Raw genomic sequence first — 25,622 nt, forward strand, 5'->3', positions numbered from 1 at the left:
TTCGATAGTGGACTCGAGGGAAGCGCGGCGTGACGACGTCGCGATCGTAGGGATGGCCTGCCGGTTCCCGGGGGCGCGGAACGTGAACCAGTACTGGCGGCTCCTGAAGGCCCCACACGCACAGTTCTCCACCGTCCCGGACTCGCGGTGGCGCACCGCGACCTTCCTCAGCGACAACTTCCGTGACGCGTCCTCGACGTACACGGACACCATGGCGCTGCTGCCGGACGTGGGCCACTTCGACGCGGCGCACTACGGCATCCCGCCGCGGCGGGCCAGGGCGATGGATCCCCAAGCCCGACTGCTGATCGACCTCGCCCGTGAGGCGATCCAGGACGCGGGCTGGGAGGCGGACGGCTTCGACCGCGAGGAAACCTCGGTGATCACGGCGCTCACCGAGGGCGGCTACCGCTCCCTCAGCACCATGCAGATACGGATGCGCCAGCTGGCCGGTGGCGAGTTCGGGGCGCGGGCCACCGACCCCCGGTACGCCGAGACGGTCCGCGCGGTCGATCCGCTGCACGGCACCTCCGTGGCCGGGCTCCTGCTCAACATGGGGCCGAACACGATCAGCTCGGTCTTCGACCTGCACGGCGAGAGCTATGCGCTGGACTCGGCGTGCTCCGGCGGACTCATGGCCGTGGCCAACGCCGTGTACGCGCTGCGCGCGGGCCGATGCCGCATCGCGCTCGCGGGTGGCGCCCAACTGATACTCACCCCCGATCTGCTGGTGGGGCTGTGCCGGATCGGCGCCATCTCGCGCACCGGCAGGTGCCTGCCGTTCGGCGCGGAGGCCGACGGCTTCGTCCTGGGAGAGGGCGCGGGGGTTCTGGCGCTGCGCCCCCTGGCCGACGCGCTGGCAGCCGGCGATCGGGTCTATGCGGTGATCCGGGGCGTGGGAACGGCCAACGACGGCACCGTGCAGGGCGGTATGCATCCCCAGGCGGCCGGTCAACTCCGCGCCCTGCGCCGGGCCTACCGGGATGCCGGCCTGGCCCCGGACGCGGTGGGATACCTCGAAGCGCACGGCACTGGAACCGCGGTCGGTGACCCCGTCGAGGTCGGCGTCCTGCGCGAACTGCGCGGTGAGCAGGCCGCCCCCGCCTTCCTCGGGGCGGTGAAGTCGGTGGTCGGGCACTCCCTCAACGCCGCGGGGATGGCCGGACTGATCAAGTCGGTCCTGGCCGTGCAGCGGGGCGTGATACCCCCGCAGCCGGAGTTCGACCTGGCTGATCGTTCCGGGCTCGACGCCGCGAGGCTGACCATCCCGACGACCGCGACGCGATGGCCGGGGAACGGGCAGCCGCGGCGGGCCGGCGTGAGCGCGTTCGGCTTCGGAGGCACCGGTGTCCACATGGTGCTGGAGGAGTGCGCCACGGAACCCGCCCGCCCGGCACCGGCCGGCGAATCGCAGCTCCTGGTCCTCAGTGCTCGCGACCGGGCCGGGCTCGCCCGTTACGCCCGGGAACTGGCGCACACGATCGCCGACGACCAGCCGTCGCTGGCCGGGGTGGCGGACACCCTGGCCCGCCGGGCTCCCTTCACCGAACGCCTCGCCCTGGTGGCGGAGGACGCCGCTGACGCCGCCGCCAAGCTGACCGCGGCGGCCGAGGCCGTGGCGGCAGGCCGTACCGGAGATCTCGGGCCGGGGCGGGCGACCGGCACGGTACCCCCGGGTGACCCGTCGGAGGTCGCCGTGCCGGCGCCGGGGTCGCTGTCCGCCGAGGCGCGCAGGGCCGCGCTGGCCCGGCTCGCGGAGCGCGCCGTCACCGGACCGGGGCTTCGTCCGGTGATGGAGCGCATACCTCCGAGCACCCTGCCGCCCAGCCCGCTCGCCCCGCGCCACCACTGGGTCGTGGACGAGTCGGCTCGCGAGGTGGCGGACATGGCCGGGACCCCCGAGGACTCGCCCGCGGCGACAGCCGTGGCCGTGCCCGCGGCAGTGCCCGAGCCTGTGCCCGCGGTGGCGCGGCCCGACGGCGCGTCCGCCGCGTCCATCGTCTTCGAAGAGGTGTCGCGGACCGGCGTCTTCCCCCTCTCCGACCTGGACGAGCGAATGAGGCTGGTGACCGATCTCGGCTTCGACTCCCTGATGTTGCAGGAGCTGGAGGTCAACCTCGACAAGCGGATACCGGGCTTGCGCACCGACGAGTTGTTCACGCCCGAACTCACCATCGGGCGGCTGATCGCGCTGGCCGATCCGGACCACACGGAGCCGGCGGCCCCGGCCCCCGGTGATCCGCTGCCCCGGGACACCCGGGCGCAGTGGAGTGCCGAGACGGCCCACGTCGATGACTTCCCCGAGGTGGGGCAGTTCGAGGAGCGCTTGAGCGCGATCGTCGGCAGTGGCGCGGACTTCCCGTACTTCCGGGTCCACGAGGGCAACATCCGCGAGACGACCGTGATCGGCGGTCGGCCGTACCTGTCCTTCGGCAGCTACAACTACCTGGGGCTCTCCGGCCATCCGGCGGTCAACGAGGCCGCGCACCGGGCGGTGGACCGGTACGGGACCTCGGTCTCCGCGAGCCGGGTGCTCTCCGGTGAACGGGACCTGACGGTCCGGCTGGAGCGGGCGCTGACCGAATTCCTCGGCGTCGAGGACTGCCTGGCGCTGGTGAGCGGCCATGCCACCAATGTCACCGCGATAGGGCACCTCGTCGGAGCGGGGGACCTCGTGGTGCACGACGCGCTCGCCCACGACAGCATCCTTCAGGGCTGCGCCCTGTCCGGGGCGGCACGACGGCCGTTCGCCCACAACGACTTCGGCCAGCTGGAACACATGCTGCGGCTGAACCGGTCCCGGTTCCGTCGGGTCCTGATCGCCGTCGAGGGCGCCTACAGCATGGACGGCGACCTCGTCGACCTGCCCGCCGTGATCGAGCTGAAGAAGCGTTACGGCGCCCTGCTGATGGTCGACGAGGCGCACAGCATCGGCACCGTCGGTGAACACGGGCGTGGCGTGGGCGAGTTCTTCGGCGTCGACCGGTCCGGCGTGGATCTGTGGATGGGAACCCTGTCCAAGGCGTTCGCCAGCTGCGGTGGTTACCTCGGCGGCTCGGCCCGCATGGTGCGCTGGCTGCGCCACACGCTGCCGGGCTTCGTCTACAGTGTCGGGCTGACCCCGGCCAACGCGGCCGCGGCGCTGGCCGCCACCGAGCTGATCATCGCGGAACCGCACCGGGTGCGCACTCTGCGGCGGAACGCGGAGCTCTTCCTCGGGCTGGCGGCCTCGGCGGGTCTGGCGACGGGCTCCAGCGCCAACACCCCGATCGTGCCGTGCATCCTCGGCGACTCGACGAGGACCCTGCGCCTCGCGGACCGGCTGTACGACAGGGGTGTCATCGCCGATCCGATCTTCCACCCCGCCGTGGAGGAGGGGCTCTCCAGGCTGCGGTTCTTCGTCACCAGCGAACACAGTGAGGACGACATCCGACGGGCTGTGTCGATCCTGTCCGAGGAGGCGGTGTCCGCCGGCGGATGAGTGGCTCATCTCAGAACAGGGTGCGTTCGATCCGGCTGAGCATGGCGCTCTTTCCGGGATCCCCGCCTTCTCCCGCTTCCGCGGCCGAGGGCTCGCCGTGCTGTTGCCCGGTGGCGCCGCCCATCCGTTGGGAGAGCAGATAGGCGATGATCTCCGCCTCCTGTTCCTGGACGTCGTCGTAGGTCGCGCGCAGGAGCATGTCACGCACGAGGTCGGGGTCGAGGTCGGGGAAGAGGAGGCGGGCGGCCGCCTCGTCCAGCCCGCCTGCCCCGCGATGGCAGCAGATGATGTGGCCCAGCTCGTGCAAGATGATGTGCTCCTGATGCGCGCTGGTGGTGTTGGCGTCGTAGAAGATGAGGTCCTCGTCGCGTGCGGCGACCCACATGCCGCAGGGATGCGTCGAGGGCATCGGCATCGGGACCAGCGTGATCGGACGGTCGCGGATCTCACCGAGGTAGCGACACAGTTCGTCCACACCGCTCACCTTCGGCAGGCCGAGTTCGGCGAGCCGCTGCGCGCCGGCCTTCCGGAGCCTCTTGAGCTGACTGCGGCGGTCCTGATCGGCGGACCGCTCCTTCCTGGCACCCCTCATTCCGGTTCGGAGGAGTCGGTGACGGGGGGAAGGCCCTGCATCTGCCGGTACTGGTCCATGATGGCCGTGATCGCCTGGAGGTTCTCCTTCTTCATCCCGGCAGCCCGCATCGCCACGGCGCGGACCCCCGACTGCCGCAACGCCTCGATGGCGGCGACCTGACTGAGTACCGACTCGGCGACCTTGTCGTCGAAGAAGTAGGCGACCGAAACGCCGAAGAAGCGAGCCAGGGCGGCAAGGAGGTCGGGTGAGGGGTTGGAGCGCTTGCCCGTCCGCAACTGCGACAGATACACACCGCCGACCTTGAGTTCGGGGCTGGCCCGCTTCAGCTCCTCCGCCACCTCGGCATTGGTCCAGTGCCTCCCCTTGGGGCGAACCGTCTTGAAGAGGTCGTCGAGGCGCACTGCGAGCAGGGGCCGGTCGTCAGTGTCAGTCATGGTGAATCTCCCTCCCGTCACCTCCTCGGCATAGCCCTTGGCTATACGCCAGTTTCACAGATTAGCGGCCAGTTGACAATTGGCGTGGATTCCGCCAACGTTGGACCCGCCGATAGCTGTCAGCTAACTTGGCTCACGGGGGTCGCCAAGTTGGTTGTCGGTGATGTCGGGGTGATGTCGGAATGGCCCGGCCCTCGGGGGGATGGGCCGGGCCACTCCGGGCGGGAGCCACCCGTCCGGCCCGACAGAGAAACACGGGGGAAACGGGGGATGCCCGCCCGGTTTGACGGGGGATGCAAACCGGGCGGGAGCTCTCAACTCGCGTTGCCGAGTTTACTGTAGGCGGAAGCGACTTGGGTCAGCCAGGCGACTTCCGCGGTGAAATTGTCGGTGTCGCGGTCGTCGAAGTCCCCGTCGTCCTTGTTGACTTGGGGGATGGTTCCCTTCCGCTTGGCGTGCAGGGCCTGCCTGATCTGTGCCGCTTCGGCGAACGCCTGCCGGAACTCCTCGCTCGCTTCCCTGTCCGGTCCGCCGGAGTCGGAGTCGTGGGTGGCGCGGTCGATGTAGGGGCGCAAGTCCCGCCATCCGTCACGTATTTCGACGACCCGCCGGTGCAGGCGGTAGTTGAGGTCGGAGACCGAAGCCGAGACCGAAGCCCCGGGCGGCTCCAGGGCGATGTCCGGGGAGGACTCGTACAGGTCCCGCCAGAGCGGGTAGAGGGCCCGGTACGACCGGTAAGTGCGCGCCCAGTCCAGGAGCTTGGCGGCCGACGGGCCCCATGAGGAATTGGTCAGGCTGAGCGAGAGGGTGACGATGCCCGCCGCACTGAAGACGGAAGCGGCGACCTTCCAGACGCCGATGTCGATTCCGGACGCGGCGGTGAGGATGTTCACCGTCCTGGCCAGGCAGTAGAGGAAGAGGACCACCGAGGCGACGGAGAGCAGCCGCAGCGCCTGCCGCAGCGAGGCGTTGTCGGTCATCCGGGCGTAGGGGCCGCACTGGCGGAAGATGGTGACGCACGGAACCGCCTGGGAGACGATGAAGACCAGGAGGTACGTGAGGACCAGCGGCTGGCCGCTGCCGGTGTCGAAGTCGGAAGCGGGTCGGCCGGAACCGTCGGCGAGGAAGAAGAGCGCCGTCAGGAGCGTGTTGAGGCAGATTCCGGTGATCAGCCAGTAGCGCGACTTCCGTATCGCCTCCTCGTCGGCGGTCGCCCAGCGCAGCAGGATGATTTGCGCGCTGACGCAGAAGGCGACCGCCGACAGGTGCATCAGGAGGATGGCGAGGTTGCCGACGCCCAGGAAACTCTCGCCTCCCATGGCGACGGCGCCCATCGTGAAGGTGAGGCATTGGAGCAGCAGAGTGATGACCAGCGCGCGGTAGGCGCTGTCCTTCCAGCTGCGCCGGGCCTGGCACAGCCGGTAGACGAGCGCGGCATACGACGAGAGCGCTGCTATGACGAAGCAGAGGGTTCTAGCGGTATTCACGGCCTGATTTCCTGGAGGTGCCGCGCATGCGGCGGACGGTTCAGTCGGTTTTCTCGCCCAAGGGAACCACGAGGCCGATGCTTTCGGCCGCCACGGCGACGGCGTAGTCGAAGAACGCGGCCTCGTCCCTGACGCTGTCGTGGGTACGGCTGAAGACCTGGAAGACCAGGAGCCCGATGAGGTTGCTCCACAGGACGATGCCGCGCTCGATGATGTCCGAGAACGGCGCCTCGGGCACGCCGCCGAACAGCTCCATGGCCGCCGGCAGGAGCAGCGGCGGGCCGGGCACCGTCCGCCGGGGCGGAGTGAGTTCACCGCCCCGCAGCGCCGAACTCACGATGCCGGCGAGCACCGCGGGGGTGCGCGAGGCGGCCGGGACCGTGTCCTGCGGGGCGTGGTAGTCCGGAACGGGGGAGCCGTAGATCAGTGTGAACTCGGCGGGGTGGTCGAAGGACCACTGCCGCAACGCGCGCGTGACCGCGAGGAGCCGCGCACCCGCCGACGCCGAAGCGTCCCTGGCGGTCTGGTCGGCCTGCTCCATCGCGGCGCCGGACGTGTTGTAGGCATCGATGACCAGTGCGGTCAGCAGGTCGTCCCGGTGCGGGAAGACGGCTTCGACGTCGGCGACGGCAAGACCGCTGTCGCGCGCGACCGCATCCAGGGACAGCCCTCCGGCTCCCAGTTTCACCAGCTGCTGACGCGCGGTGTCCTTGATCACCGCCGGCGGAGTCACCTTGTCGTCGGTCGAATTCACTGAGGAAACGTCCATGCCGGAACCGTACCCGCCGGCAACAACGGCCGTGAGAGGCGGCCTCCAGAGCGCCCCTGCCATGCGTTGTGATCCGGCCACTGGAGCCCCGGCCGCACCCCGACGCCTGGGCCGGGGAGGTTGTCCACAGGTTCGGGCGGGTGGAGCCGGGGTGTCGGCGGGTGACGTTAGGCTTCTTGAATGGCCCTTCCCGACGCATCCCCCGAGATCTCCGACGCTTCGCAGGTGCTGCACCGCGTCTTCGGCTACAGCTCTTACCGCGGCGAGCAGCAGGAGATCATCGAGCAGGTCGTCGGCGGCGGTGACGCCCTCGTGCTGATGCCGACCGGCGGCGGCAAATCGCTCTGCTACCAGGTCCCGGCGCTCGTCAGGGAAGGTACGGGCGTCGTGATCTCGCCGCTCATCGCGCTGATGCAGGACCAGGTGAACGCGCTCACCGCCCTCGGGGTACGGGCCGGATTCCTCAATTCGACGCAGGCCGCGCATGAGCGGCAGGCCGTCGAGCGGGCTTTCCTCGCCGACGAGCTGGACCTGCTCTACCTGGCTCCTGAGCGGCTGCGCACGGAGAACACCCAGCGGCTGCTCGACCGGGGCAAGGTGGCGCTCTTCGCGATCGACGAGGCGCACTGCGTCGCCCAGTGGGGTCACGACTTCCGGCCCGACTACCTCGCGCTGTCCATGCTGCACGAGCGCTGGCCGAAGGTGCCGCGGATCGCGCTGACCGCGACGGCCACCGAGGCCACCCACGCCGAGATCGTGGCGCGGCTCGGTCTGGAGGACGCCCGGCACTTCGTCGCCAGCTTCGACCGGCCGAACATCCAGTACCGCATCGTCGCGAAGAACAACCCGCTCAAGCAGCTGCTGGAACTGATCCGGACCGAGCACGACGGGGACGCCGGAGTCGTCTACTGCCTCTCGCGGGCCTCGGTGGAGAAGACCGCGGCCTTCCTGGCGGAGCAGGGCATCGACGCCGTGGCGTACCACGCCGGAATGGATGCCCGCGCGCGTGCGGCGAACCAGGCGCGCTTCCTGCGGGAGGACGGAGTCGTGGTGGTGGCCACGATCGCCTTCGGCATGGGCATCGACAAGCCGGACGTGCGCTTCGTGGCCCACCTCGACCTGCCGAAGTCGGTCGAGGGCTACTACCAGGAGACCGGCCGGGCCGGCCGCGACGGCGAGCCGGCCACGGCGTGGCTGGCCTACGGCCTCCAGGACGTGGTCCAGCAGCGCAAGCTCATCGAAGGCTCCGAGGGCGACGACGCACACCGCCGCTCCCTGGGCATGCACCTGGACTCCATGCTCGCGCTGTGCGAGACCGTCGACTGCCGCCGATCGCGGCTTCTGGAGTACTTCGGGCAGTCGGGCGGGCCGTGCGGCAACTGCGATACGTGTCTGACACCGGCCGAGTCCTGGGACGGAACGGTCGCGGCGCAGAAACTGCTGTCCACGGTGTGGAGGCTGGCGAAGGAGCGCCGTCAGAAGTTCGGCGCCGGCCAGATCATCGACATCCTGCAGGGCAAGAAGACGGCCAAGGTCATCCAGTTCGACCACGACGCCCTCTCGGTGTTCGGCGTCGGGTCGGATCTGAGCACCGCGGAGTGGCGAGGCGTCGTGCGCCAGCTGCTGGCGCTGCGGCTGCTGGCGGTGGAGGGCGACTACGGCACGCTCGTGCTGACGGAGGACAGTGGCGAGGTGCTGGGCGGACGCCGCAGCGTTCCCCTGCGGAAGGAGAAGGCGGCCGTCGGCCCGCCCCGGAAAGAGTCCGGGTCGCGCTCCGGGAAGGGCGCCCGCGTGCCGGTCGACTTGCCGGCCGCGGCCGAACCGGTCTTCCTGGCCCTGCGCGCCTGGCGGGCCGCGACGGCGCGCGAGCAGGGCGTACCGGCGTACGTCGTCTTCCACGACGCGACGCTGCGGGAGATCGCGACACGACTCCCCGCCACGGTGGAGGAGCTGGCCACCATCGGCGGGGTCGGCGAGGCCAAGCTCACCAAATACGCCCAGGGCGTCCTCGACACCCTGGCGGACCGCAACGCCACCGAGCCCGCCCCCGTCCCCGTCCCCGTCCCCGTCCCCGCCGCCGCGCTCGCGGCCGAGTCCGACGCGTCGGCCCCCGCCGGCCCGGCCCCCGCGGCGCGCGTGCCGGACGTACGGCCCGCGGCGCCGTACGCCGACGAACCGCCCTTCGACCTGGACGAGACGGACCCGCCCTGGGACGACTGGGAGTAGCCGTTCCGGCGCGCGGGACGGGGGATCGGGTCGCTCGTCCGTACGGGATGTCGCCCACACGGAAAACGCTTGGACGGCGCGGGCGCGCTCGCGGGACACTGCGGTTCCGGTTCTGCCGCACGACATCACAGGGTTGCTGCCATGCGATCGTCCGCATCACCAGGGGTTCCGCCCGGCAGGAGCCCGGTGCTCCTCGCACTTCGTTACTACGGACGGGAGTTGGCGCGGCTTCGGTGGCTGACGCTGCCCGCCATGCTGCTGCCGGCCCTGGGCAACACCGGCGTCAACTACATCGCCCCACTGGTCGTCGCGAAGCTCGTCGGCCGCATCGCCGGCGGCGGCGCCGTTCTCACCGTCGGCGCGATGCTCCCGTACGTCCTCGGATTCGCCGGTGTCCTGCTGCTCTCGGAGGCGGTGTGGCGCATCGGCATGCACTGCCTGAACCGCCTCGACGCCCTCGGTATCGAGCGCCTGTACGTGATCGGGATGGACGAGCTGTTCGCGAAGGACGCCGCGTTCTTCCACGACAACTTCGCCGGGTCACTCACCAAGCGGGTCCTGAGCTTCGCTTCCCGTTTCGAGGAGTTCGTCGACACGATGACCTTCTCGGTCGTGGGCAGGTTCGTGCCGCCGCTGTTCGGGTCGGTGGTGCTCTGGCACTACGAACCGCTGCTCGTCGTGGCGCTGCTGGCCATGATCGCGGTGACGGGGGTGTGCGTGCTGCCCCTCATCCGCCGCCGTCAGGTGCTCGTCGACCGGCGCGAGGAGGCGATCGCCCGCGTGTCGGGGCACGTCGCCGACAGCCTGATGAACATGGACACGGTCCGGGCGTTCGCCGCGGAGGAGCGCGAGGCGGCCGAGCACCGGTCCCGGGTGGCGGAGTCGCGGGGGCTCATGCTGCGGTCGTGGGACTACGGCAACCTGCGCATCGACACCGTCGTCGCGCCGATGTCCGTGCTGACCAACACGCTGGGCCTGCTGCTCGCGGTCGCGGTCGCCGGGGGCGGCGGGCACGGTGTGGAGGCGGTCGTGGTCGCCTTCACGTACTACTCCAACGCCACGCGGATCATGTTCGAGTTCAACCAGATCTACCGTCGCCTGGAGAGCTCGATGACGGAGGCGGCGCAGTTCACGGAGCTGCTGCTGAAGCCGCCGACCGTGGTCGACCCGGAGTCGCCGGAGCCGCCGCCGACCCGGGCCGCCGACATCCGCTTCGAGGAGGTGACCTTCGCCCACGCGGGCGCGGACCCGCTCTTCGAGGGACTGGACCTGGCCGTGCCGAGCGGGGCGAAGATCGGGCTCGTGGGGCGGTCCGGCGGCGGCAAGACCACGCTCACCCGGCTGCTGCTGCGGATGACGGACATCGACGCGGGCCGGATCCTGATCGGCGGCCAGGACATCGGCAGGCTGCGCCAGAGGGACCTGCGCGGCCTGATGGCCTACGTGCCGCAGGACCCGGCGATGTTCCACCGCACGCTGCGGGAGAACATCGCGTTCGCCCGGCCGGACGCCACCGACGCCGAGATCCGCCGCGCGGCCGAGGCGGCGCACGTCACGGAGTTCGCGGACGCCCTGCCGTGCGGCCTCGACACCATGGTCGGCGAGCGCGGAGTCAAGCTCTCCGGCGGACAGCGCCAGCGGGTCGCGCTCGCCAGGGCGATCCTGCGCGACGCTCCGATCCTGCTGCTCGACGAGGCGACCAGCGCCCTGGACTCCGAGAGCGAGATCCTCGTCCAGGAGGCGCTGTGGCGCCTCATGGAGGGCCGGACGGCGCTCGTGGTGGCGCACCGGCTCAGCACGGTGGCCCACATGGACCGGCTCGTCGTCCTCGACGGCGGACGGATCGTCGAGCAGGGAACGCACCAGGAGCTGCTCGCCTCCGAGGGCGCCTACGCGAAACTGTGGCAGCACCAGTCGGGCGGCTTCCTCGACGACAGCCCAGCACGATCCGACCTGCACTGATCACGAGCCAGGCGTGGGCGAGGGCCGCCGTACGGTGTCGGAGCTCTCAGCTCCAGTGGAACTTGTCCCGGTGTGCGGCCAGCCAGGTGGAGAAGTCCTGGAGGGCCGGGTTGAGGGCGCGGACGGCGTCGAGGTCGCGGGCGCTGGTGAAGCGGTCCTCGCAGTCGGCGTAGAACTGGAACATGTTGCCGGCCTCGTCGGCGCCGGGGAAGCCGAGGGCGCGGAACGCGTCCGGCGTCAGGGGCCGGTAGCGCACGGGCTGTCCGAGCGACTCGGACATGGCCGCGGCCATGTCGGCGACGGGCAGGTGTTCGCCCGCGATGCTGACGGTGGCGGGGATGAAGTCGGTCCCGCGCTTGAGGATGGCGAGCGCGGTCTTGCCGATGTCGTCGACGGCGATGCCGGAGAGCCTGCTGTCGCCCATCGGGAAGTTCAGCTCGAAGACGCCGTCCTCGCCGCGCTGCGGGCCGAACGCGCCGAACAGGTTCTCCCAGTAGAAGGTGGTGCGCAGGAAGGTGGTCGGTACGCCGTCGTCGGTGAAGTAGTGGTCGGCTTCGGCCTTGCCGTCGAAGTGCGGGACCTTGTAGGAGCCCTGGAGCGTGGGCATCCGGTCGTCGTCCAGCGGAATGCACTCGCGGGTGTCCTCCAGGGTGGACCAGATGGCGTGCTGCACACCCACCTGCCCCGCCGCCCGAGCCAGGGCCGCCGCCTGGGCCTTCTCGTGCGCCGCGTCCATGTCCTCCCAGAAGTTGGTCACCATGAACGCCCCGTGCGCGCCGTCGAGTGCCGCGACCAGGCTTTCCTCGTCGTCCAGATCGGCCCGGACCACCTCGGCCCCGAGCCGTTCCAGCTCCTTGGCCCGGTCCGAGTCCGGCCGACGGGTCACCGCGCGGACCGCGAAACCGCTGTCCCGGTCCGCGAGGGCGGCCCGTACGAATGAGCCTCCCTGGTGTCCCGTCGCGCCGAACACGGTGACGATTCGCTGCTCGGTCATCGCAGGCACCCACTTCCTGTTTCCTTCGGCACGCTCCGTGCCCGTCGAGGCACATCCCGCTGCGAAACCTACGGCCACGGGGCCGACCGCGACCGGCGGTACACGCCGATCCCGCCCCGGATGGCGTACCGTTCGCCGGCGGCTGTGCAGGTGCACGGGCGGTGCATCAGGTGCCGGTGTAGCGCAGGAGCACGGCGGCACCGTCCGTCAGTGGCAGTTCGTCGTGCGGTACGACGATCAGGTCGGCCTGCGTGCCGGCCGCAGCCCGGATCAGGGCCGCACCGACCGCGGGTTCCTCCCAGTAGTAGCTCAGGCCGAAGGCGTTCAGGTCCTCCCCGGACAGGGCGAGGTGGGTGGGCGCCATGCCGACCCACAGGTGCTGGTCGAGCTCCACCGGCTGGTTCAGGATCAAGGAGTGGGCCTGCCCGCGCTGGAGGGCGGCGACCGTGGCGGCGATTCCCTCGACGTACTCCGGGTGACGGGCGCGCTGGCCGAGGTAGGCATCGAGCTGGTGCTTGTCGTGGTCGGACAGCCTGTCACCGAGCAGGCCGCCGAGTTCCTCCTCCAGCAGCGCCCGGCCGGGCTCCGGCCGGCGGTGGTGGCCGTCCTTGAGTTTGACGAAGTGGCCGTGCAGCTTCCGCGGAGCCGACCGCGTGAGGCTGTTGACGGCCCACGGGTCACCGGCCAGCACGATCAGTTCGAGGCCCTCGGCGTCCGTGCGGTCCACCAGCTCCGTCACCAGCTGTTCGACTTCCGTGGGCCACCCCTCCACCGGTATCCGGCGGTGCGCGACCTCGCCCGGGGCCACGCGGCTCATCGGCCACCTGCCGCTCTGGTGGTCGAGCTCCAGTACCTCCTCATCGCCCGCGGGCCCCGCGAGGTGCACGCGGTGGATGACGACCACCGCGTACGGGATGTCCGGGGCGCGCTGGAGAGCCAGCGGCAGCGCGTCGGGCAGCATCCCGTACCGGGCGCTGTCGCGCGCGGGGGGCTCGGGCAGGCACTCCGCGAGCAGCAACTGCCCGTGGGCCGCGAAGATCGCCTGGCCATGCCGTCCGGACACCTCGCGGTCGGTGCCGACGGCCTCGTCGATGGCGCGGATGGTGGGCTCGTCCGCGTCGTGCGCGAGCAGGCTCTTGTGCAGCTTGCGCCAGCGCAGGTCGATCGCCCGTTCCGGGTCGTCGAGGTCACGGGAGGTGTCGAGGCATACGGAGGCGATGGGGCCGGGATGGGCGTACAGCGGGCTGAGGAAATGCAGTTTCACGGCTTCCTCCCGGCGAACGAGCGCCGGATCCGGCCCGCCCGGAGCGGGCACGGGGCCAGGCACGGGCCCGGGCTGCGGTGGACCGTTCTGCGTATGCGGCATGGTGCGCCCGGTTGCTTGTCGCTACGCCTGCCCGTACAGGCCACCCCCAAACGGCAACGGTGCGAGCTGCCGGTCCGCGTAGCCATGGGGGAACGCGATCAGGGGCCGTCGCCGGTCCCGGTCAGACCGCCTGGGATACGAGCTCGTTGTAGGCCAGGTCGGACAGGGTCGTGGCCCGGACGTCGACCTGGATGCCGTCGAAGAGGTCACGGAGGACGCCATAGGCGGAGGAGTAGGCGAGCTTGTGCGCGGGCAGCGCCCCGTCGGGGATCCAGAAGATCATCACGAGGTCGCTCCTGCGGGCCCCGTCCGCCGTGGCGAAGCACAGGGCGTACGCGACGAACCTGGGCTCGTTGGCCGGAAGCGACTCCAGCATCTCCTCGTGCGTGAGGTTCGCCTCGCTCTCGACGACCACCGTGTCCAGGGGCTCGTTCAGCCGGTAGATGACCGTGTTGATCTCCCGTTTGCTCCTCAGCTCCTGGAAGGCGCTCAGGCAGCTGTCGTCCACGGTGGTGCCCCGGCTGCTCACGGCGATCTCCGATCATGCAGGGGTGCGGTGCAGATGTCAGTGGCTCAACGACACAAGGTCGGCAGGGTTCTTCGCGGTGTTGACTCCGGCCCGTTGCGGGACGTACGCCCTCGGTCAGCGGGCTCCGCCCTCCTGCCCGGGGCGATCATCTCCCTGCGGATGCTGCCGGATCTGTTCCTCCCGGCCGATTCCGGCGCGCTGCCGCTTGGCGGAATGGCCGGCGGCGTCACGCCGACCGGATCTGCTGTCTCCCGTACGGCCGATGACGGCCTCGTCCGCCGCCTGCCGGGCCTCTCGGTCTCCGCTCTCCCCGACGGCTTCCGACGGTGGGGTGGGCGCGCGGTGACGCGGCTGCTGCTGCTTGCTCACGTCGCACCTCCTCGATGCTTCCGGGCCGATCTGCTCGCGGTACGCGGGCCCGCTCGCGTCATTCGTCCCGCGGACTCACCCAGCGTGTGCCCTTCCCGCCCGGCTTCTCGGTCTGCTGCGGGCGGTCGAGACGGCTGGCCTCGTCCGTGTCGGCGGCCGCCGTCTTCTCATCGTCGTCGCGGTCGACGCGCGGCTTGCGGTGCCGGGCCTGTGCCTGATCGTCGTGCAGCGGCATTCCTCCTGCGCCGCCCTGCTCGTCCATGGCCGTCCTCCTCGTTCCTGTCTCACGCCCCCTCGTGGCGGCTGCCCGGCTCCCGGCCGGCGAAACCCCGACGCCGCCGCGCGTCATGGGGCCGGCGGGTCGGCGGGCCGCCCGCACGCACACCAGGCGTGATGCGCCCGTCACCCCGCGCGCCTTCCGGAAACCTTCACACCGTGTGCGCGATCGCGCCTGCTCGCCTCCTTCACCGTGCGGTATGACGGATATGCCCCATCTGATTGGTACAGGTTCGCCCCGTTTGGTTCCGTGTAAGCAGCGGACGGCTCGTATCTGTTACTCGATCTTGTGAAGAAGCCGTCACTATTCCGTGAATCAAGCTGCACGTCAGTCGTCAGAGGTGACCATCTGCCCGTGATGGGGCGTCAACGGGATTGGGTGGGTAGCCCGTTCGCGTGCTTTCATCTTGCGCATTGCGGCGGTCGGGAATGACGGCTGAGTTCCGGGCCGCCCCCCAGTCGCCGCAGTAATGAATTCCTCCCCCCAATGAAAGGTGCGCATCATGCGTGACAACATCGAGACCCGTGAGATCGACGACACCGAGCTGGACGCCGTCTCCGGCGGTGTCATCAGCATCAACGGTGGCCTGGCCGGCGCCGTGACCAGCGATGTCAGCAGCGTCGTGGGCGTCGTGGGCTCCCTCGACACGGTCCAGGCCGCGCAGGGCATCGTTGCCGGCGTCCCCGGCCTCGTCACGGGCATCACCGGCGTTTCGGTGAACGCCGGTTACGCCGGTCTCTGATCGGGATATCCCTTGAACCCCGGAGTGTCCCCCACGGCTCCGGGGTTCCTGGCTGTCCGCGTACCCGACCGATACGAATGCAGTTGAAGGAATAGTCCGTGCAGTTTCGCCAAAAGGCACTTTCCAAGCTGCAATCGCCCGAAGAACTCGACTTGCCCGTTCGCTTCGCGCGCCCGCAGGGGCGGCTCGTCCTGGCCGTCACGGTCATCGTCATGGCCGCCGCGGGCTTCTGGGCTTTCACCGGCACCGTGTCCTCCAAGCTGAGCGCACCCGGCATCCTCACCCATGCCGAGGGCAGTTACGTGCTGCAGACCCCGGTCGCGGGACAGGTGACCGGAGCCCTCGCCGAGGAGGGCCAACTGCTGGCCGCCGGTGCGCCCCTGCTCACTGTCCGTACGGAGCAGGGGGACCGCCCCGTGCGCGTGGTGACCGGCGGCCGGTTGACGACACTGGTGGCCAAGGTGGGCTCGGTCGTCGCTACCGGCGCGGACGTGGCGACCGTGGAACGTGTGAAGAATCCGGAGGACCCGCTGGTGGCGGTGCTGTACGTGCCGGGCGGCAGCGGCTCGGCGATCTCCGTGGGCGCCCAGGTCGACCTGAGCGTCCAGTCCGTCCCGCAGCAGCAGTTCGGCATGCTGCGCGGCCGCGTCAAGGCGGTCGGTCGTGCGCCCCAGACGCAGGCGCAGATCGGCAGCTTCCTCGGCGACAGCGGGCTCGCCGAACAGTTCTCCCGCCACGGCAACCCGGTCGCGGTGCTGGTACAGCTGGAACGTTCCTCCTCCACCAAGTCCGGCTACCGGTGGTCCTCCGCGGACGGGCCCCCGTACGCCGTCGACTCAAGGACGCCGGTCACCGGCGCCGCCCACCTCGCCGCGCGGCGCCCCGTCGACTGGCTGCTGCCATGACCGTGCCGCAGACAGGGCCGCAGACCGCGCCGCAGGCCGCCCCGCAGACCGGGGCACCGCCGCGGGCGCCGCAGCTCCCTCCCGCCGGACGACGGCGTCACCGCCCCGAGGCCAAGGGCGGCGCCCGCCGCAGGCCCGCGCCCGCCCCCAGGGCCCCCAGGGGCAAGACGCCCCGCCCCGTACACACCCCCACCGTGCTGCAGATGGAGGCGGTGGAGTGCGGCGCCGCCGCCCTGGCCATGGTGCTCGGCCACTACGGCCGCTTCGTCCCCCTCGAAGAACTGCGCATCGGCTGCGGCGTCTCCCGCGACGGCTCCCGCGCCAGCAACCTCCTCAAGGCCGCCCGTGGTTACGGGCTGAAGGCCAAGGGCATGCAGATGGACCTGGCCGCGCTCGCCGAGGTGAGCGCCCCGGCCGTCCTCTTCTGGGAGTTCAACCACTACGTCGTCTACGACGGCATGAGCCGCCGGCTCGGACGCAGGGGCGTGTACGTCAACGACCCCGGCAAGGGCCGCCGGTTCGTCCCCATGGACGAGTTCGACACCAGCTTCACCGGTGTCGTGCTCACCTTCGAGCCGGGTGAAGGCTTCCGCCGCGGCGGCCGCAAGCCGGGCGTCCTGGGCGCCATGCCGGCCCGGCTGCGGGGCACTTCGGGCACCATGGCCGCCGCCGTGATCTCCAGCCTCCTCCTGGTGGCCGTCGGCGCGTCGGTGCCGGCCCTGAGCCGCACGTACATCGACATGTTCCTCATCGGGGAGCAGACGTCCCTGCTGGGTGTGCTGTTCGCCTCGATGGCCGTCGCCCTCGTACTCACCGCGACACTCACCGCGCTGCAGCAGGCGAATCTGCTGCGCGGGCGCATCATCTCCTCCACCCTGGGCAGTGCCCGCTTCTTCCGGCACCTGCTCAGACTTCCGGTCGCCTTCTACTCCCAGCGCAACCCGGCCGACCTGGTCCAGCGCCTGCAGTCCAACGACGCGGTCGCCGAGACCCTCGCCCGGGACCTGGCAGCCGCGGGCGTGGACGCCGTGGTGGTCGTCCTCTACGCGGTGCTGCTGTGGACGTACGATCCGCAGCTCACCCTCGTCGGCGTGCTGATCGCGCTGCTCAACGTGGTGGCCATGCGGATCGTGATCCGCCTGAGGGCCACCGGTACCCAGAAGCTGCGCGCCGAGAGCGCCCGGCTGACCAATACGTCCTACAGCGGTCTCCAACTCATCGAAACGATGAAGGCCACGGGCGGCGAGAACGGTTTCTTCCGCCGCTGGGCCGGACAGCACGCGGTCACCCTCGACGTGCAGCAGCGGCTCGGCGTGCCCAGCGCGTGGCTCGCGATCGTCGCGCCCACGCTGGCGGCGTTCAACAGTGCGCTGATCCTGATGATCGGCGGCCTGCGGGCGGTGGAGGGGCACCTCACCGTGGGTCTGCTCGTCGCCTTTCAGGCCCTGGTGACCAGCTTCACCGCGCCGATCTCCCGGCTGGGCGGCGTCGCCGGAAGGATCCAGGACTTCGCGGCCGACGTCGCCCGCCTCAAGGACGTCGAGAACTTTCCCCTCGACCCGGTCTACTCGCGGCGCGAGCCGGCCGCCGGCACTCGCCGCCTCAAGGGCCATGTGGAGCTGGACCACCTCACCTTCGGCTACAGCCCACTGGACGCCCCGCTGCTCAAGGACTTCTCGCTCTCGGTCGGCCCCGGGCAGCAGGTCGCGCTCGTCGGCGGTTCCGGCAGCGGCAAGTCCACCGTCTCCCGGCTGATCTCCGGCCTCTACACCCCCTGGGAGGGGGCCATTCGCATCGACGGGATGCGGCTGGAGGACATCCCGCGCGGCGCGCTGGCCGCCTCCGTCTCCTTCGTCGACCAGGACGTCTTCCTCTTCGAAGGCACCGTCCGTGACAACGTCACCCTGTGGGACCCCTCCATCCCGGACGAGGCCGTCATCGCCGCCCTTGAGGACGCCGCCGTCCACGACGTGGTCGCCCGCCGCCCCGGTGGCATCCACAGCCGCGTCGAGCAGGACGGTCGTAACTTCTCCGGCGGCCAGCGGCAGCGCCTGGAGATCGCCCGGGCGCTCGTGCGCCGCCCCAGCATCATGGTCCTCGACGAAGTGACCAGCGCCCTGGACTCGGTGACCGAGCAGGTCATCATCGACAACCTGCGCCGCCGTGGCTGCGCCTGTGTGGTCATCGCCCACCGGCTGAGCACGGTGCGCGACAGCGACGAGATCGTCGTGCTCGACCGGGGCACGGTCGTGGAACGCGGGCGGCACGAGTATCTGGTCGCCGCGCAGGGCCCGTACGCCGAACTGGTCAAGGAGCACTGAGGTGACGCACGCGCACCACGCCACCGCCACCGCCAGCACCACGGCCACCGCTACCGTCGGCCCGTCGGGCGGAGCCCCGGACCCGGTCGTCGCGGCCCTGGGCGGACTGGGCTCGCCGGTCGACTGCACGGGCCTGCGCAGCCTGTCCCTGGAGGGCCCGCTCGTCCTGTGGCTCGTCGTGCGGGGCGAGTTGGACCTGTTCGCCGTCGACGCCGCGCAGGCCGGGCACTGGCACTTCCTGGGCCGGCTGGAGCCGGGCACGCTGCTGCTGGGCCCGGCCGAGGGCCCTGACCACACCCTGGTCGGCCGACCCCTACAGGGATGCCGGCTGCGCCGCATCGAACTGCGGGAGCTGTACCGCCCGGAGTACGGCGACCAGTTCTACGCCGAGCAGCCCTACGGCGACCAGTTCCACGGCGAGCAGTGGTACGCCGGTCAAGGGCAGTACGGCGCCGCCGCCGGAGGACAACCGAGCCCCCTTGAGGACGCCTTCGCGCGCGGCGTCGGCCGCGGCCTGCGCGTGCTCTACCAGGCACCGCTGGACGGCAGCGCCATCACCGAGCATGGCGCGGCCGACGAGGACATCCTGTGGATGCGGATCACCCCCGGCAGTGTGCAGTACGGCGCCGTGTACGAGACGGAGGCGGTGGGCACCCTCCTCGTCGACGCGGCGATGTGGCAGGGCATGGTCGACCAGCAGTACCGGCTGCTGTACGCCCTGGACGGCTGGATCGAACAGCTGGAGCGCGCGCACGAGGACCGCACGGCGGCCGGAATCCAGGCGGGCCGGGCCGCCCGTACCCAGGCGGACCGGACGCTGCTGGCGTCCATCGGCCGCTCCGGCCGGGGTTCCCGCCGGAGCGCGAGCGTCGACGCGACCTTCGCCGTGTGCCGCCTGGTCGCCGACGCGGCCCGCATCACCCTGTCCGAACCGGCCGAGACCGGCACTACGGCCGAGCAGACGGATCCCGTCGAACGCATCGCGCTCGCCTCGCGGATCCGCACCCGCGTGGTCGGGCTCAGCGGGCGCTGGTGGCGGGAGAACAGCGGTCCGCTGGTGGGCCGGCGCGAGAAGGACGGCGCGCCGGTCGCCCTGATGTGGCGGCGCGGCGGCTACGAGGCGGTCGACCCCGCCACCGGCACGCGGGAGCGCATCGGGAAGACCAACGAGACCGCCTTCGAACCGCGCGCCGTCATGCTGTACCGCCCGCTGCCCGACGGGCGGGTGGGCCTGCCGGCGCTGCTCCGCTTCAGCGTGCGCGGCACCCTCCCGGAGCTTCGCAGTCTCCTCCTGGGCGGGCTGGTCGCGGTGGTCCTGGGCGCACTGGTGCCGATCGCCACCGGCCAGGTCCTCGGCCGGTACGTCCCGCGGGCCGAGAACGGCCTCATCGTGCAGACCGGGCTGGCCCTGATCGCGACCGGCATCGTCTCGGCCGCCTTCATGCTGCTGCAGAACACCTCCATCCTGCGCATGGAGGGCCGCATCGAGGCCACCTTGCAGCCGGCGGTGTGGGACCGGCTGCTGCGGCTGCCGACGAAGTTCTTCACCGGCCGCTCCACGGGCGAACTGGCCGGCGCGGCGATGGGCATCAGCGCCATCCGCCGCGTGCTGTCCGGCATCGGCCCGGTCTGCGTACAGGCGGGCGCGGTCGGCGCGATGAACCTCGTACTGCTGCTCGTCTACAGCGTGCCGCTGGCGATGGCGGCGCTCGCCATGCTGGTCGTCATCGCGGGCGTCTTCCTGGGCCTGGGGCTGTGGCAGCTGCGCTACCAGCGCCGGCTGATCAAGCTCGGCCACCAGCTCAACAACCAGGCCTTCCAGACCCTGCGCGGCCTGCCCAAGCTCCGCGTCGCCGCGGCCGAGAGCTTCGCGTACGCCGCCTGGGCGCGGGAATTCGCCCGTACCCGCGATCTGCAGCAGCGCATCGGCCGGATACAGAACGTCATCACGGTCCTGGGCGCCGTCCACCTGCCGCTGTGCACGCTGGTGATGTTCATGCTGCTGGCCGGACCGGCCCGCGGCGCCATGTCCGCCAGTGAGTTCCTCACCTTCAGCACCGCGCTGACGATGCTGCTGTCCTCGGTCACGCAGCTGACCGGTGCGCTCATCTCGGCCGCCGCCGTGCTGCCGATGTTCGAGCAGATCAAGCCGGTCCTGCGGGAGACCCCCGAGGTGGGCCGCTCCAGTACCCGGCCGGGCGAGCTGACCGGCGCCATCGAGGCCAAGAACCTGTCCTACCGCTATGCCGACGACGGCCCGCTCGTACTCGACGACGTCAACTTCCGCGTCGGGCAGGGCGAGTTCGTCGCGATCGTCGGGGCCAGCGGCTGCGGCAAATCGACACTGCTGCGGTTGCTCATCGGCTTCGACAAGCCCGTCTCCGGCAGCGTGCTGTACGACGGCCAAGACCTGGCGGCGCTCGACCAGGCGGCCGTGCGCCGCCAGTGCGGCGTCGTCCTGCAGAACGCCCAGCCCTTCACCGGCTCGATCCTCGACTGTATCTGCGGCGCCGGGACGTTCTCGCTGGAGGAGGCGTGGGAAGCCGCCGCGATGGCGGGCCTGGCGGAGGACATCAAGGCCATGCCGATGGGCATGCACACCATGCTGTCCGACGGCGGCGGCACCGTCTCGGGCGGCCAGCGCCAACGGCTGATGATCGCCCAGGCCCTCATCCGCAAGCCGCGCATCCTGTTCTTCGACGAGGCCACCAGCGCGCTGGACAACGAAGCCCAGGGCGTGGTCATCGAATCCACCCGGACCTTGCACGCCACCCGCATCGTGATCGCCCACCGTCTCTCCACGATCATGGACGCCGACCGCGTGATCGCCATGTCGGACGGCCGGATCGTCCAGCAGGGCCCACCCGCCGAACTGCTCGCCGACCCGGCCGGCCTCTTCCACGACCTGGTCCGCCGCCAGCTGCGATGACGGGCCGAGCGAGCTGAACGGACCATCACGGCAGGCGTGCGTGAGGTGCGCCCGGCCGCCTGCTTCGCCTGCTTCGGCGGCTTCGCAGGACGGCTGCCCCGGCGAGGCTCGTCGCGACGAGGAGCACGGCCGACACCGCGTAGGCCGTGCGGGTACTCGTCCGGGGGCGGGCCGGCTGGGCGGCGCGAGCGGTGACGAAGCCCGGCGGCGCGGGTGACGCCGGGGGAACCAGCGATCCGACCGGATCCACCCGTCCCGCCGCGGCGAATCCCCAGTCCAGCAGGGACCAGGCTTCCTCGTACACCGCGTTTCCGTCGCCCCGCTGAGGGTTCATCACCGTCACCAGCAGGGTGCGGCCGCCTCGGCGGGCTGCGGCGATCAGGGTGTAACCCGCCCGAGAGGTGTAGCCGTTCTTGACGCCGAGGATCCCCGGGTACCGGCCCACTCCGTCTTCACCGGTCACCAGCCGGTTGGTGTTCTCGATTCCATAGGTCCAGGTGGGGCTGCCGTCGCCGCGGGTGCCGCCGGGGAAGCGGGCGTCGGCGGTCGCCGCGTACTCGGCGAAGGCCGGGTCCGCGAGGCCCGTACGGCCGAAGACGGCAAGATCGTAGGCCGAGGAAGCCTGGCCGTCCGCGTCGTAGCCGTCCGGGGAGACAACGGTGGTGTCCCGTGCGCCCAGGACGCGCGCCTTGGCCTGCATCTGCGCCGCCGTGGCTTCCCAGCCGCCGTTCATCTCGGCCAGTACGTGCACGGCATCGTTACCCGAGCTGAGGAAGACACCCCGCCACAGATCCGCCACCCGGTAGGTGTGATCCGCGGAAACACCCACCACACTGCTCCCCTCCGGTACCTCGTCCAGCTCGGCCTCGGTGACCGTGTGCCGGCCCGAGCCGGAAAGGTGGGGCAGCGCGGTGAGGGCGAAGAGGGTCTTGAGGGCGCTGGCCGGAGGCAGCCGGCGGTGTGCGTCGTGGGCGGCGAGCACCTCACCCGTGCGGACATCGGCCACCAGCCACGACAGGGCGGACACGGCGTCCGGCAGCTCGGGCGCTCCGTGTCGCCCCCGCACGTGGGTCCCGGATCGGTGCAACAGTGATGCGCCGGCGGACGAGGCGGGTCGTGGCGGCAGCGGCTCGGTTCGCGGGGTGCCCATGGCCGTCGGTGCGAGGAGGACCGACGCACCGATGGCGAGAGCTGCCGCACCGCAGCCGGTTCTGCGCCCAGAGGATCTGATGCTCATTCAGCCAGCGTAGGAAGGTATCGGGCCGCCCGCAGCGGTGTGTGAGCCGACCGGCGGTACGTCGTCGGCCGTCACCGTGCCTTCGTGACCGCCGGCAGGAATTCGCCCGCGAGCGTGCGGTGCCACCACGTCCGGCCGCGCAGAAGCTCGTGCCGGTCGGTGAACGCGTAGCGGTAGAGGCGGGCGCGGATGCACGTGGGTGGGGAGGTGGGGAAGGGGTTGCCGCGCAGAAGCTTGAGGGTGGCCGGGTCGTTGTCCAGGAGCTTCGCGACGAACGCTCCGAACCAGGGCACCGCGTAGGAGGGTGAGATGGCGGCGAACCACATCAGCCAGTCCAGGCGCAGGTGGTACGGCGCGACCTGCGGCGGGAGGCGGCGTACGTCGCCGGGTTTGCCCTTGAAGCGGTACTCCTTCCATACCGTGTCGTCGGTGATCTCCGGCTCGTCGGTGCCTTCGATCACCACTTCGTGGCGGACCCGGCCGACGCTGCCGAAAGCACCGTAGGTGTTGACCAGGTGAAGCGGGTTGAAGGACGTGTTCATCACCTGGTCCCGGGAGAGCATGTTGCGGACCGGCCAGTAACTGAGCACGGCCACGAAAACGGCGACCACCAGCACGATGCCCTGGTACCAGGCGGGTGGTGCGGCCAGCGCCGGAGTCTGGGGCAGCGGCAGGACTTCGGCGGCCCGCCCTCCGTCGATCGCGGTGAGCGCGAGCAGCATGGCCAGCCAGTTGAGCCAGGCGAAGTTGCCGGATGCCACGAGCCAGAGTTGCGTGACGACTATGACGCCGGCGGCCACGCTCGCGACGGGTTGCGGCGCGAAGAGGGCCACGGGGGCGCCGAGCTGGGCGACGTGGTTCGCGGCGGTCTCGACCCGGTGCAGCGGTCTGGGCAGGTGGTGGAAGAGCCAGCTGAGGGGGCTCGGCATCGGCTGGGTCTCGTGGTGGTAGTACAGGCACGTCAGGTCGCGCCAGCACGGGTCGCCGCGCAGTTTGATCAGCCCGGCGCCGAATTCCAGACGGAACAGCAGCCAGCGCATCATCCACAGCACCAGGACCGGGGGAGCCGTCCGGTCATTGCCCAGGAAGATCGCCAGGAAGCCGGCCTCCAGGAGCAGCGATTCCCACATGAAGGCGTACCAGGTCTGGCCGATATTGACGATCGACAGGTACAGCACCCACAGGAGTGCCCACAGGAGCATCGACGCCCACAACGGCACGCGGTCGGCCGCGCCCGCCACGAGGGCCGCGGACAGTGCCACCCCCGTCCACGCCGTGATCGCGAAGAATCGGTCGGAGTAATGGAAGTGGAAGATGCTGGGTGAGTGGCGGAAGGGTACGGCCGCCAGGAAACGCGGCGCCGGGAGCAGCCCCCGCTCGCCGATGAGCGCCCGGAACTGGTTCGCGGAGCTCAGGAAGGCGACGAAGTACAGGGCGGCCAGACCACGCTGGAAGATCAGCCTGCCCAGCCAGTACGTGTCATCGGTGAACCACTCCACAGCAGCCCTCCGTGCGAGGGTTACGCACCGCCTGGGCGTGACTTCGGAGGGTCATTGCCGACCCTCACATGCTCCACCGCAACACCGCCCCCAGTCCGCCCGCGGGTCCGGGCATTCCGTCGGGGACGAGGAGGACCTCGCCTCCGGCCGCCGCGGCGGACCGCAGCAGCGCGTCGTCCGCGCGGGCCCGCTCGGGTTTGGCGACGCCCATCGCCTGCGCCTGGCCGCGCTGGACGGCGACGTCGTCGACGCCGGGGCCGATCCACACCTCACGCCGCGCGTCGGAGGCGTCCGGGGTGAGGAGGAGGGTGGCCACCTGGTGGTTGCGTACGGCGTCCACCACGGCCGGCATGCCTTCGGCGGCCTCTCCCGGTCCGGTGTCCACGGTGGATTCGCGGTGCTCGCCGGGCTTGCCGCGGCCGATGCGGAAGCGCTCAAGTGCGCTTTCGAGCCGGTCATGGGCGAACTTCTCGCGTGCCTGCGTGATCTGCTGGTCGAGGAGGCGCTTCGAGGCCCCAGGGGACCTGCTGCCGTTCTCGACCTCGACGGTGACGGCCTGGATACGCTCGGGCAGCCGGTTGTAGACGGCCCGGCGCTCGCGGGAGTCGCCGGCCAGGACCAGTAGCTCGGCGCCGCTCTCCGGCCACCGGCGGGCGAGCTCGGCCGTGATGATGTCGGCCGTCTCGTTCCAGGCGTTCTCGACCTTGTTGCGGTAGTGCCATTCGTACCGGTCCGTGGGAACGCTGCGGTGTCCGCGGCCCTGCCATTCCTTGCCCTGGGCCTGGCCCACCGTTTCGCGCCGGTCGGCGTCGCGCAGTTCCAGATCGGCTCCCGTGCGGTCGACGTACGCCACCAGGCAGCTCGGCTCGTCGCCCCGCAGCCATGCGAGGGGCGCGATGTGCGGCAGGATCGACCACGTCGCCTCCACTTCGGGCGGGCTCACCGCGAGGGGGAGGTCGAGAACGACCTCGGCGCCCGTGGCGAAGAGTGCGCGGCCGGGGGGCGCCCCGGAGACGGGCTCCTGGGCGAGCGTGTTCATGACCGCGCGGGTGGTGTAGGCGTCGGCACCCGCTTCGATGAGCTGGGACGCGACCGAGCGCTCGCGGAGTTGCTGGATCTTCTGGGCGTCCTCGGTGGCGCGGGTGGTGTCGATGTATACCGAGGCCCATGGGCCTGGCTTGGTGAAGAGCGGTTTGAGGAATCCGAGTTCCATGACGTCCCCCATGCGGTGACGGATTCAGGATGCGGAGCGTCGCGTGTCCGTGCTTCCCGCACGCCTCTCGCTGGTACGGGGGCTGATCGGCAGCCGGCTCCGGGCGGACTCGCCGCTGCCGCGATCAGGCTTCTTCATCGGGACCTCCCTGTGCCCAGATCGCACGAGGCTCTCCACCCGGCGCCTGCCCGTCGGCTGTCGCCGCAAACCGCCGCCTGGTGCATCGGCCACGGCGCCGATGTCCGGATCTGAGACGACCTCGTCATTGCGGACACGCGCCTCGGGGC

The 25,622-nt window shown here is 70.7% G+C and carries 19 protein-coding genes; 7 read left to right on the top strand and 12 right to left on the bottom strand.

Annotation, left to right across the window (positions count from 1 at the left end):
- Positions 1–52 precede the first annotated feature (52 nt).
- Entirely contained in the window at positions 53–3,481 is a 3,429-nt protein-coding gene (locus MTF65_RS01095) for an aminotransferase class I/II-fold pyridoxal phosphate-dependent enzyme (protein ID WP_243627252.1), read from the top strand.
- 10 nt (positions 3,482–3,491) lie between these two features.
- On the opposite strand, the gene MTF65_RS01100 is transcribed toward MTF65_RS01095, so the two are convergent.
- The 4 genes from MTF65_RS01100 to MTF65_RS01115 all read right to left on the bottom strand — a co-directional run bounded on the left by MTF65_RS01100 (position 3,492) and on the right by MTF65_RS01115 (position 6,766).
- On the bottom strand, positions 3,492–4,073 hold the full coding sequence (locus tag MTF65_RS01100) for an ImmA/IrrE family metallo-endopeptidase (RefSeq protein ID WP_243626253.1): 582 nt from the start codon (positions 4,071–4,073) through the stop codon (positions 3,492–3,494).
- A complete protein-coding gene (locus MTF65_RS01105; RefSeq protein WP_243626254.1) occupies positions 4,070–4,510 on the bottom strand; it encodes a helix-turn-helix domain-containing protein in 441 nt (146 codons plus the stop codon). Before MTF65_RS01105 ends, MTF65_RS01100 begins: the two co-directional genes overlap by 4 nt.
- A 314-nt stretch (positions 4,511–4,824) precedes the next feature.
- Complete coding sequence (locus MTF65_RS01110) at positions 4,825–5,997, bottom strand: MAB_1171c family putative transporter (protein WP_243626255.1); 1,173 nt, start codon at positions 5,995–5,997, stop codon at positions 4,825–4,827.
- Positions 5,998–6,037: 40 nt separating this feature from the next.
- Positions 6,038–6,766 (bottom strand): TetR-like C-terminal domain-containing protein, encoded by a 729-nt coding sequence (locus MTF65_RS01115; protein WP_243626256.1) that lies wholly within the window; start codon positions 6,764–6,766, stop codon positions 6,038–6,040.
- A gap of 180 nt (positions 6,767–6,946) precedes the next feature.
- Between MTF65_RS01115 and recQ the strand changes: the two genes are divergently transcribed.
- A complete protein-coding gene (recQ, locus tag MTF65_RS01120; protein WP_243626257.1) occupies positions 6,947–8,992 on the top strand; it encodes a DNA helicase RecQ in 2,046 nt (681 codons plus the stop codon).
- Between the two features lie 141 nt (positions 8,993–9,133).
- Positions 9,134–10,954 carry an ABC transporter ATP-binding protein gene (locus MTF65_RS01125; protein WP_243626258.1) on the top strand — a complete coding sequence of 607 codons (1,821 nt, stop codon included), beginning with the start codon at positions 9,134–9,136 and terminating at the stop codon, positions 10,952–10,954.
- A 46-nt stretch (positions 10,955–11,000) separates the two neighbouring features.
- Here MTF65_RS01125 and MTF65_RS01130 read toward each other — a convergent pair whose 3' ends face one another.
- The 5 genes from MTF65_RS01130 to MTF65_RS01150 form a co-directional block, all read right to left on the bottom strand.
- Positions 11,001–11,948 (bottom strand): NmrA/HSCARG family protein, encoded by a 948-nt coding sequence (locus tag MTF65_RS01130; RefSeq protein ID WP_243626259.1) that lies wholly within the window; start codon positions 11,946–11,948, stop codon positions 11,001–11,003.
- 166 nt (positions 11,949–12,114) lie between these two features.
- Positions 12,115–13,212 carry a hypothetical protein gene (locus tag MTF65_RS01135; protein ID WP_243626260.1) on the bottom strand — a complete coding sequence of 366 codons (1,098 nt, stop codon included), beginning with the start codon at positions 13,210–13,212 and terminating at the stop codon, positions 12,115–12,117.
- Positions 13,213–13,435: 223 nt separating this feature from the next.
- Positions 13,436–13,843, bottom strand: a complete 408-nt coding sequence (locus tag MTF65_RS01140; RefSeq protein ID WP_243626261.1) for an actin depolymerization factor/cofilin-like domain-containing protein — start codon at positions 13,841–13,843, stop codon at positions 13,436–13,438.
- A gap of 114 nt (positions 13,844–13,957) precedes the next feature.
- Positions 13,958–14,212 carry a hypothetical protein gene (locus MTF65_RS01145; RefSeq protein WP_243626262.1) on the bottom strand — a complete coding sequence of 85 codons (255 nt, stop codon included), beginning with the start codon at positions 14,210–14,212 and terminating at the stop codon, positions 13,958–13,960.
- Positions 14,213–14,270: 58 nt separating this feature from the next.
- Positions 14,271–14,474, bottom strand: coding sequence for a hypothetical protein (locus tag MTF65_RS01150; RefSeq protein WP_243626263.1), 204 nt, complete (start codon positions 14,472–14,474; stop codon positions 14,271–14,273).
- Between the two features lie 517 nt (positions 14,475–14,991).
- Here MTF65_RS01150 and MTF65_RS01155 point away from each other — a divergent pair.
- The 4 genes from MTF65_RS01155 (at position 14,992) to MTF65_RS01170 (ending at position 21,386) form a co-directional block, all read left to right on the top strand.
- Complete coding sequence (locus MTF65_RS01155; protein WP_243626264.1) at positions 14,992–15,231, top strand: hypothetical protein; 240 nt, start codon at positions 14,992–14,994, stop codon at positions 15,229–15,231.
- 98 nt (positions 15,232–15,329) lie between these two features.
- Complete coding sequence (locus tag MTF65_RS01160) at positions 15,330–16,136, top strand: HlyD family efflux transporter periplasmic adaptor subunit (RefSeq protein ID WP_243626265.1); 807 nt, start codon at positions 15,330–15,332, stop codon at positions 16,134–16,136.
- A complete protein-coding gene (locus MTF65_RS01165) occupies positions 16,133–18,457 on the top strand; it encodes an NHLP family bacteriocin export ABC transporter peptidase/permease/ATPase subunit (RefSeq protein WP_279398529.1) in 2,325 nt (774 codons plus the stop codon). The genes MTF65_RS01160 and MTF65_RS01165 overlap by 4 nt, the downstream gene beginning before the upstream one ends.
- Position 18,458: 1 nt before the next feature.
- On the top strand, positions 18,459–21,386 hold the full coding sequence (locus MTF65_RS01170; RefSeq protein ID WP_374207130.1) for an NHLP bacteriocin export ABC transporter permease/ATPase subunit: 2,928 nt from the start codon (positions 18,459–18,461) through the stop codon (positions 21,384–21,386).
- 25 nt (positions 21,387–21,411) lie between these two features.
- On the opposite strand, the gene MTF65_RS01175 is transcribed toward MTF65_RS01170, so the two are convergent.
- From MTF65_RS01175 to MTF65_RS01185, 3 genes are all read right to left on the bottom strand, one after another.
- The gene (locus tag MTF65_RS01175) at positions 21,412–22,413 is read right to left on the bottom strand and encodes a D-alanyl-D-alanine carboxypeptidase family protein (RefSeq protein WP_374207131.1); all 1,002 of its coding nucleotides are present in this window, start codon (positions 22,411–22,413) and stop codon (positions 21,412–21,414) included.
- Positions 22,414–22,694: 281 nt separating this feature from the next.
- A complete protein-coding gene (locus tag MTF65_RS01180; protein WP_243626266.1) occupies positions 22,695–24,122 on the bottom strand; it encodes a lipase maturation factor family protein in 1,428 nt (475 codons plus the stop codon).
- 64 nt (positions 24,123–24,186) lie between these two features.
- Positions 24,187–25,335, bottom strand: a complete 1,149-nt coding sequence (locus MTF65_RS01185; protein WP_243626267.1) for a hypothetical protein — start codon at positions 25,333–25,335, stop codon at positions 24,187–24,189.
- Between the last annotated feature and the right edge of the window lie 287 nt (positions 25,336–25,622).

This window comes from Streptomyces sp. APSN-46.1 (assembly GCF_022815725.1).
GTDB lineage: Bacteria > Actinomycetota > Actinomycetes > Streptomycetales > Streptomycetaceae > Streptomyces.

Excerpts from the sequence above, each read along its gene's own strand:
- MTF65_RS01125 (WP_243626258.1), top strand. The coding sequence starts at position 9,134 with ATGCGATCGTCCGCATCACCAGGGGTTCCGCCCGGCAGGAGCCCGGTG.
- recQ (WP_243626257.1), top strand. The coding sequence starts at position 6,947 with ATGGCCCTTCCCGACGCATCCCCCGAGATCTCCGACGCTTCGCAGGTG.
- MTF65_RS01150 (WP_243626263.1), bottom strand. The coding sequence starts at position 14,474 with ATGGACGAGCAGGGCGGCGCAGGAGGAATGCCGCTGCACGACGATCAG.
- MTF65_RS01095 (WP_243627252.1), top strand. The coding sequence starts at position 53 with ATGGCCTGCCGGTTCCCGGGGGCGCGGAACGTGAACCAGTACTGGCGG.
- MTF65_RS01115 (WP_243626256.1), bottom strand. The coding sequence starts at position 6,766 with ATGGACGTTTCCTCAGTGAATTCGACCGACGACAAGGTGACTCCGCCG.
- MTF65_RS01130 (WP_243626259.1), bottom strand. The coding sequence starts at position 11,948 with ATGACCGAGCAGCGAATCGTCACCGTGTTCGGCGCGACGGGACACCAG.
- MTF65_RS01100 (WP_243626253.1), bottom strand. The coding sequence starts at position 4,073 with ATGAGGGGTGCCAGGAAGGAGCGGTCCGCCGATCAGGACCGCCGCAGT.
- MTF65_RS01165 (WP_279398529.1), top strand. The coding sequence starts at position 16,133 with ATGACCGTGCCGCAGACAGGGCCGCAGACCGCGCCGCAGGCCGCCCCG.
- MTF65_RS01155 (WP_243626264.1), top strand. The coding sequence starts at position 14,992 with ATGCGTGACAACATCGAGACCCGTGAGATCGACGACACCGAGCTGGAC.
- MTF65_RS01105 (WP_243626254.1), bottom strand. The coding sequence starts at position 4,510 with ATGACTGACACTGACGACCGGCCCCTGCTCGCAGTGCGCCTCGACGAC.
- MTF65_RS01185 (WP_243626267.1), bottom strand. The coding sequence starts at position 25,335 with ATGGAACTCGGATTCCTCAAACCGCTCTTCACCAAGCCAGGCCCATGG.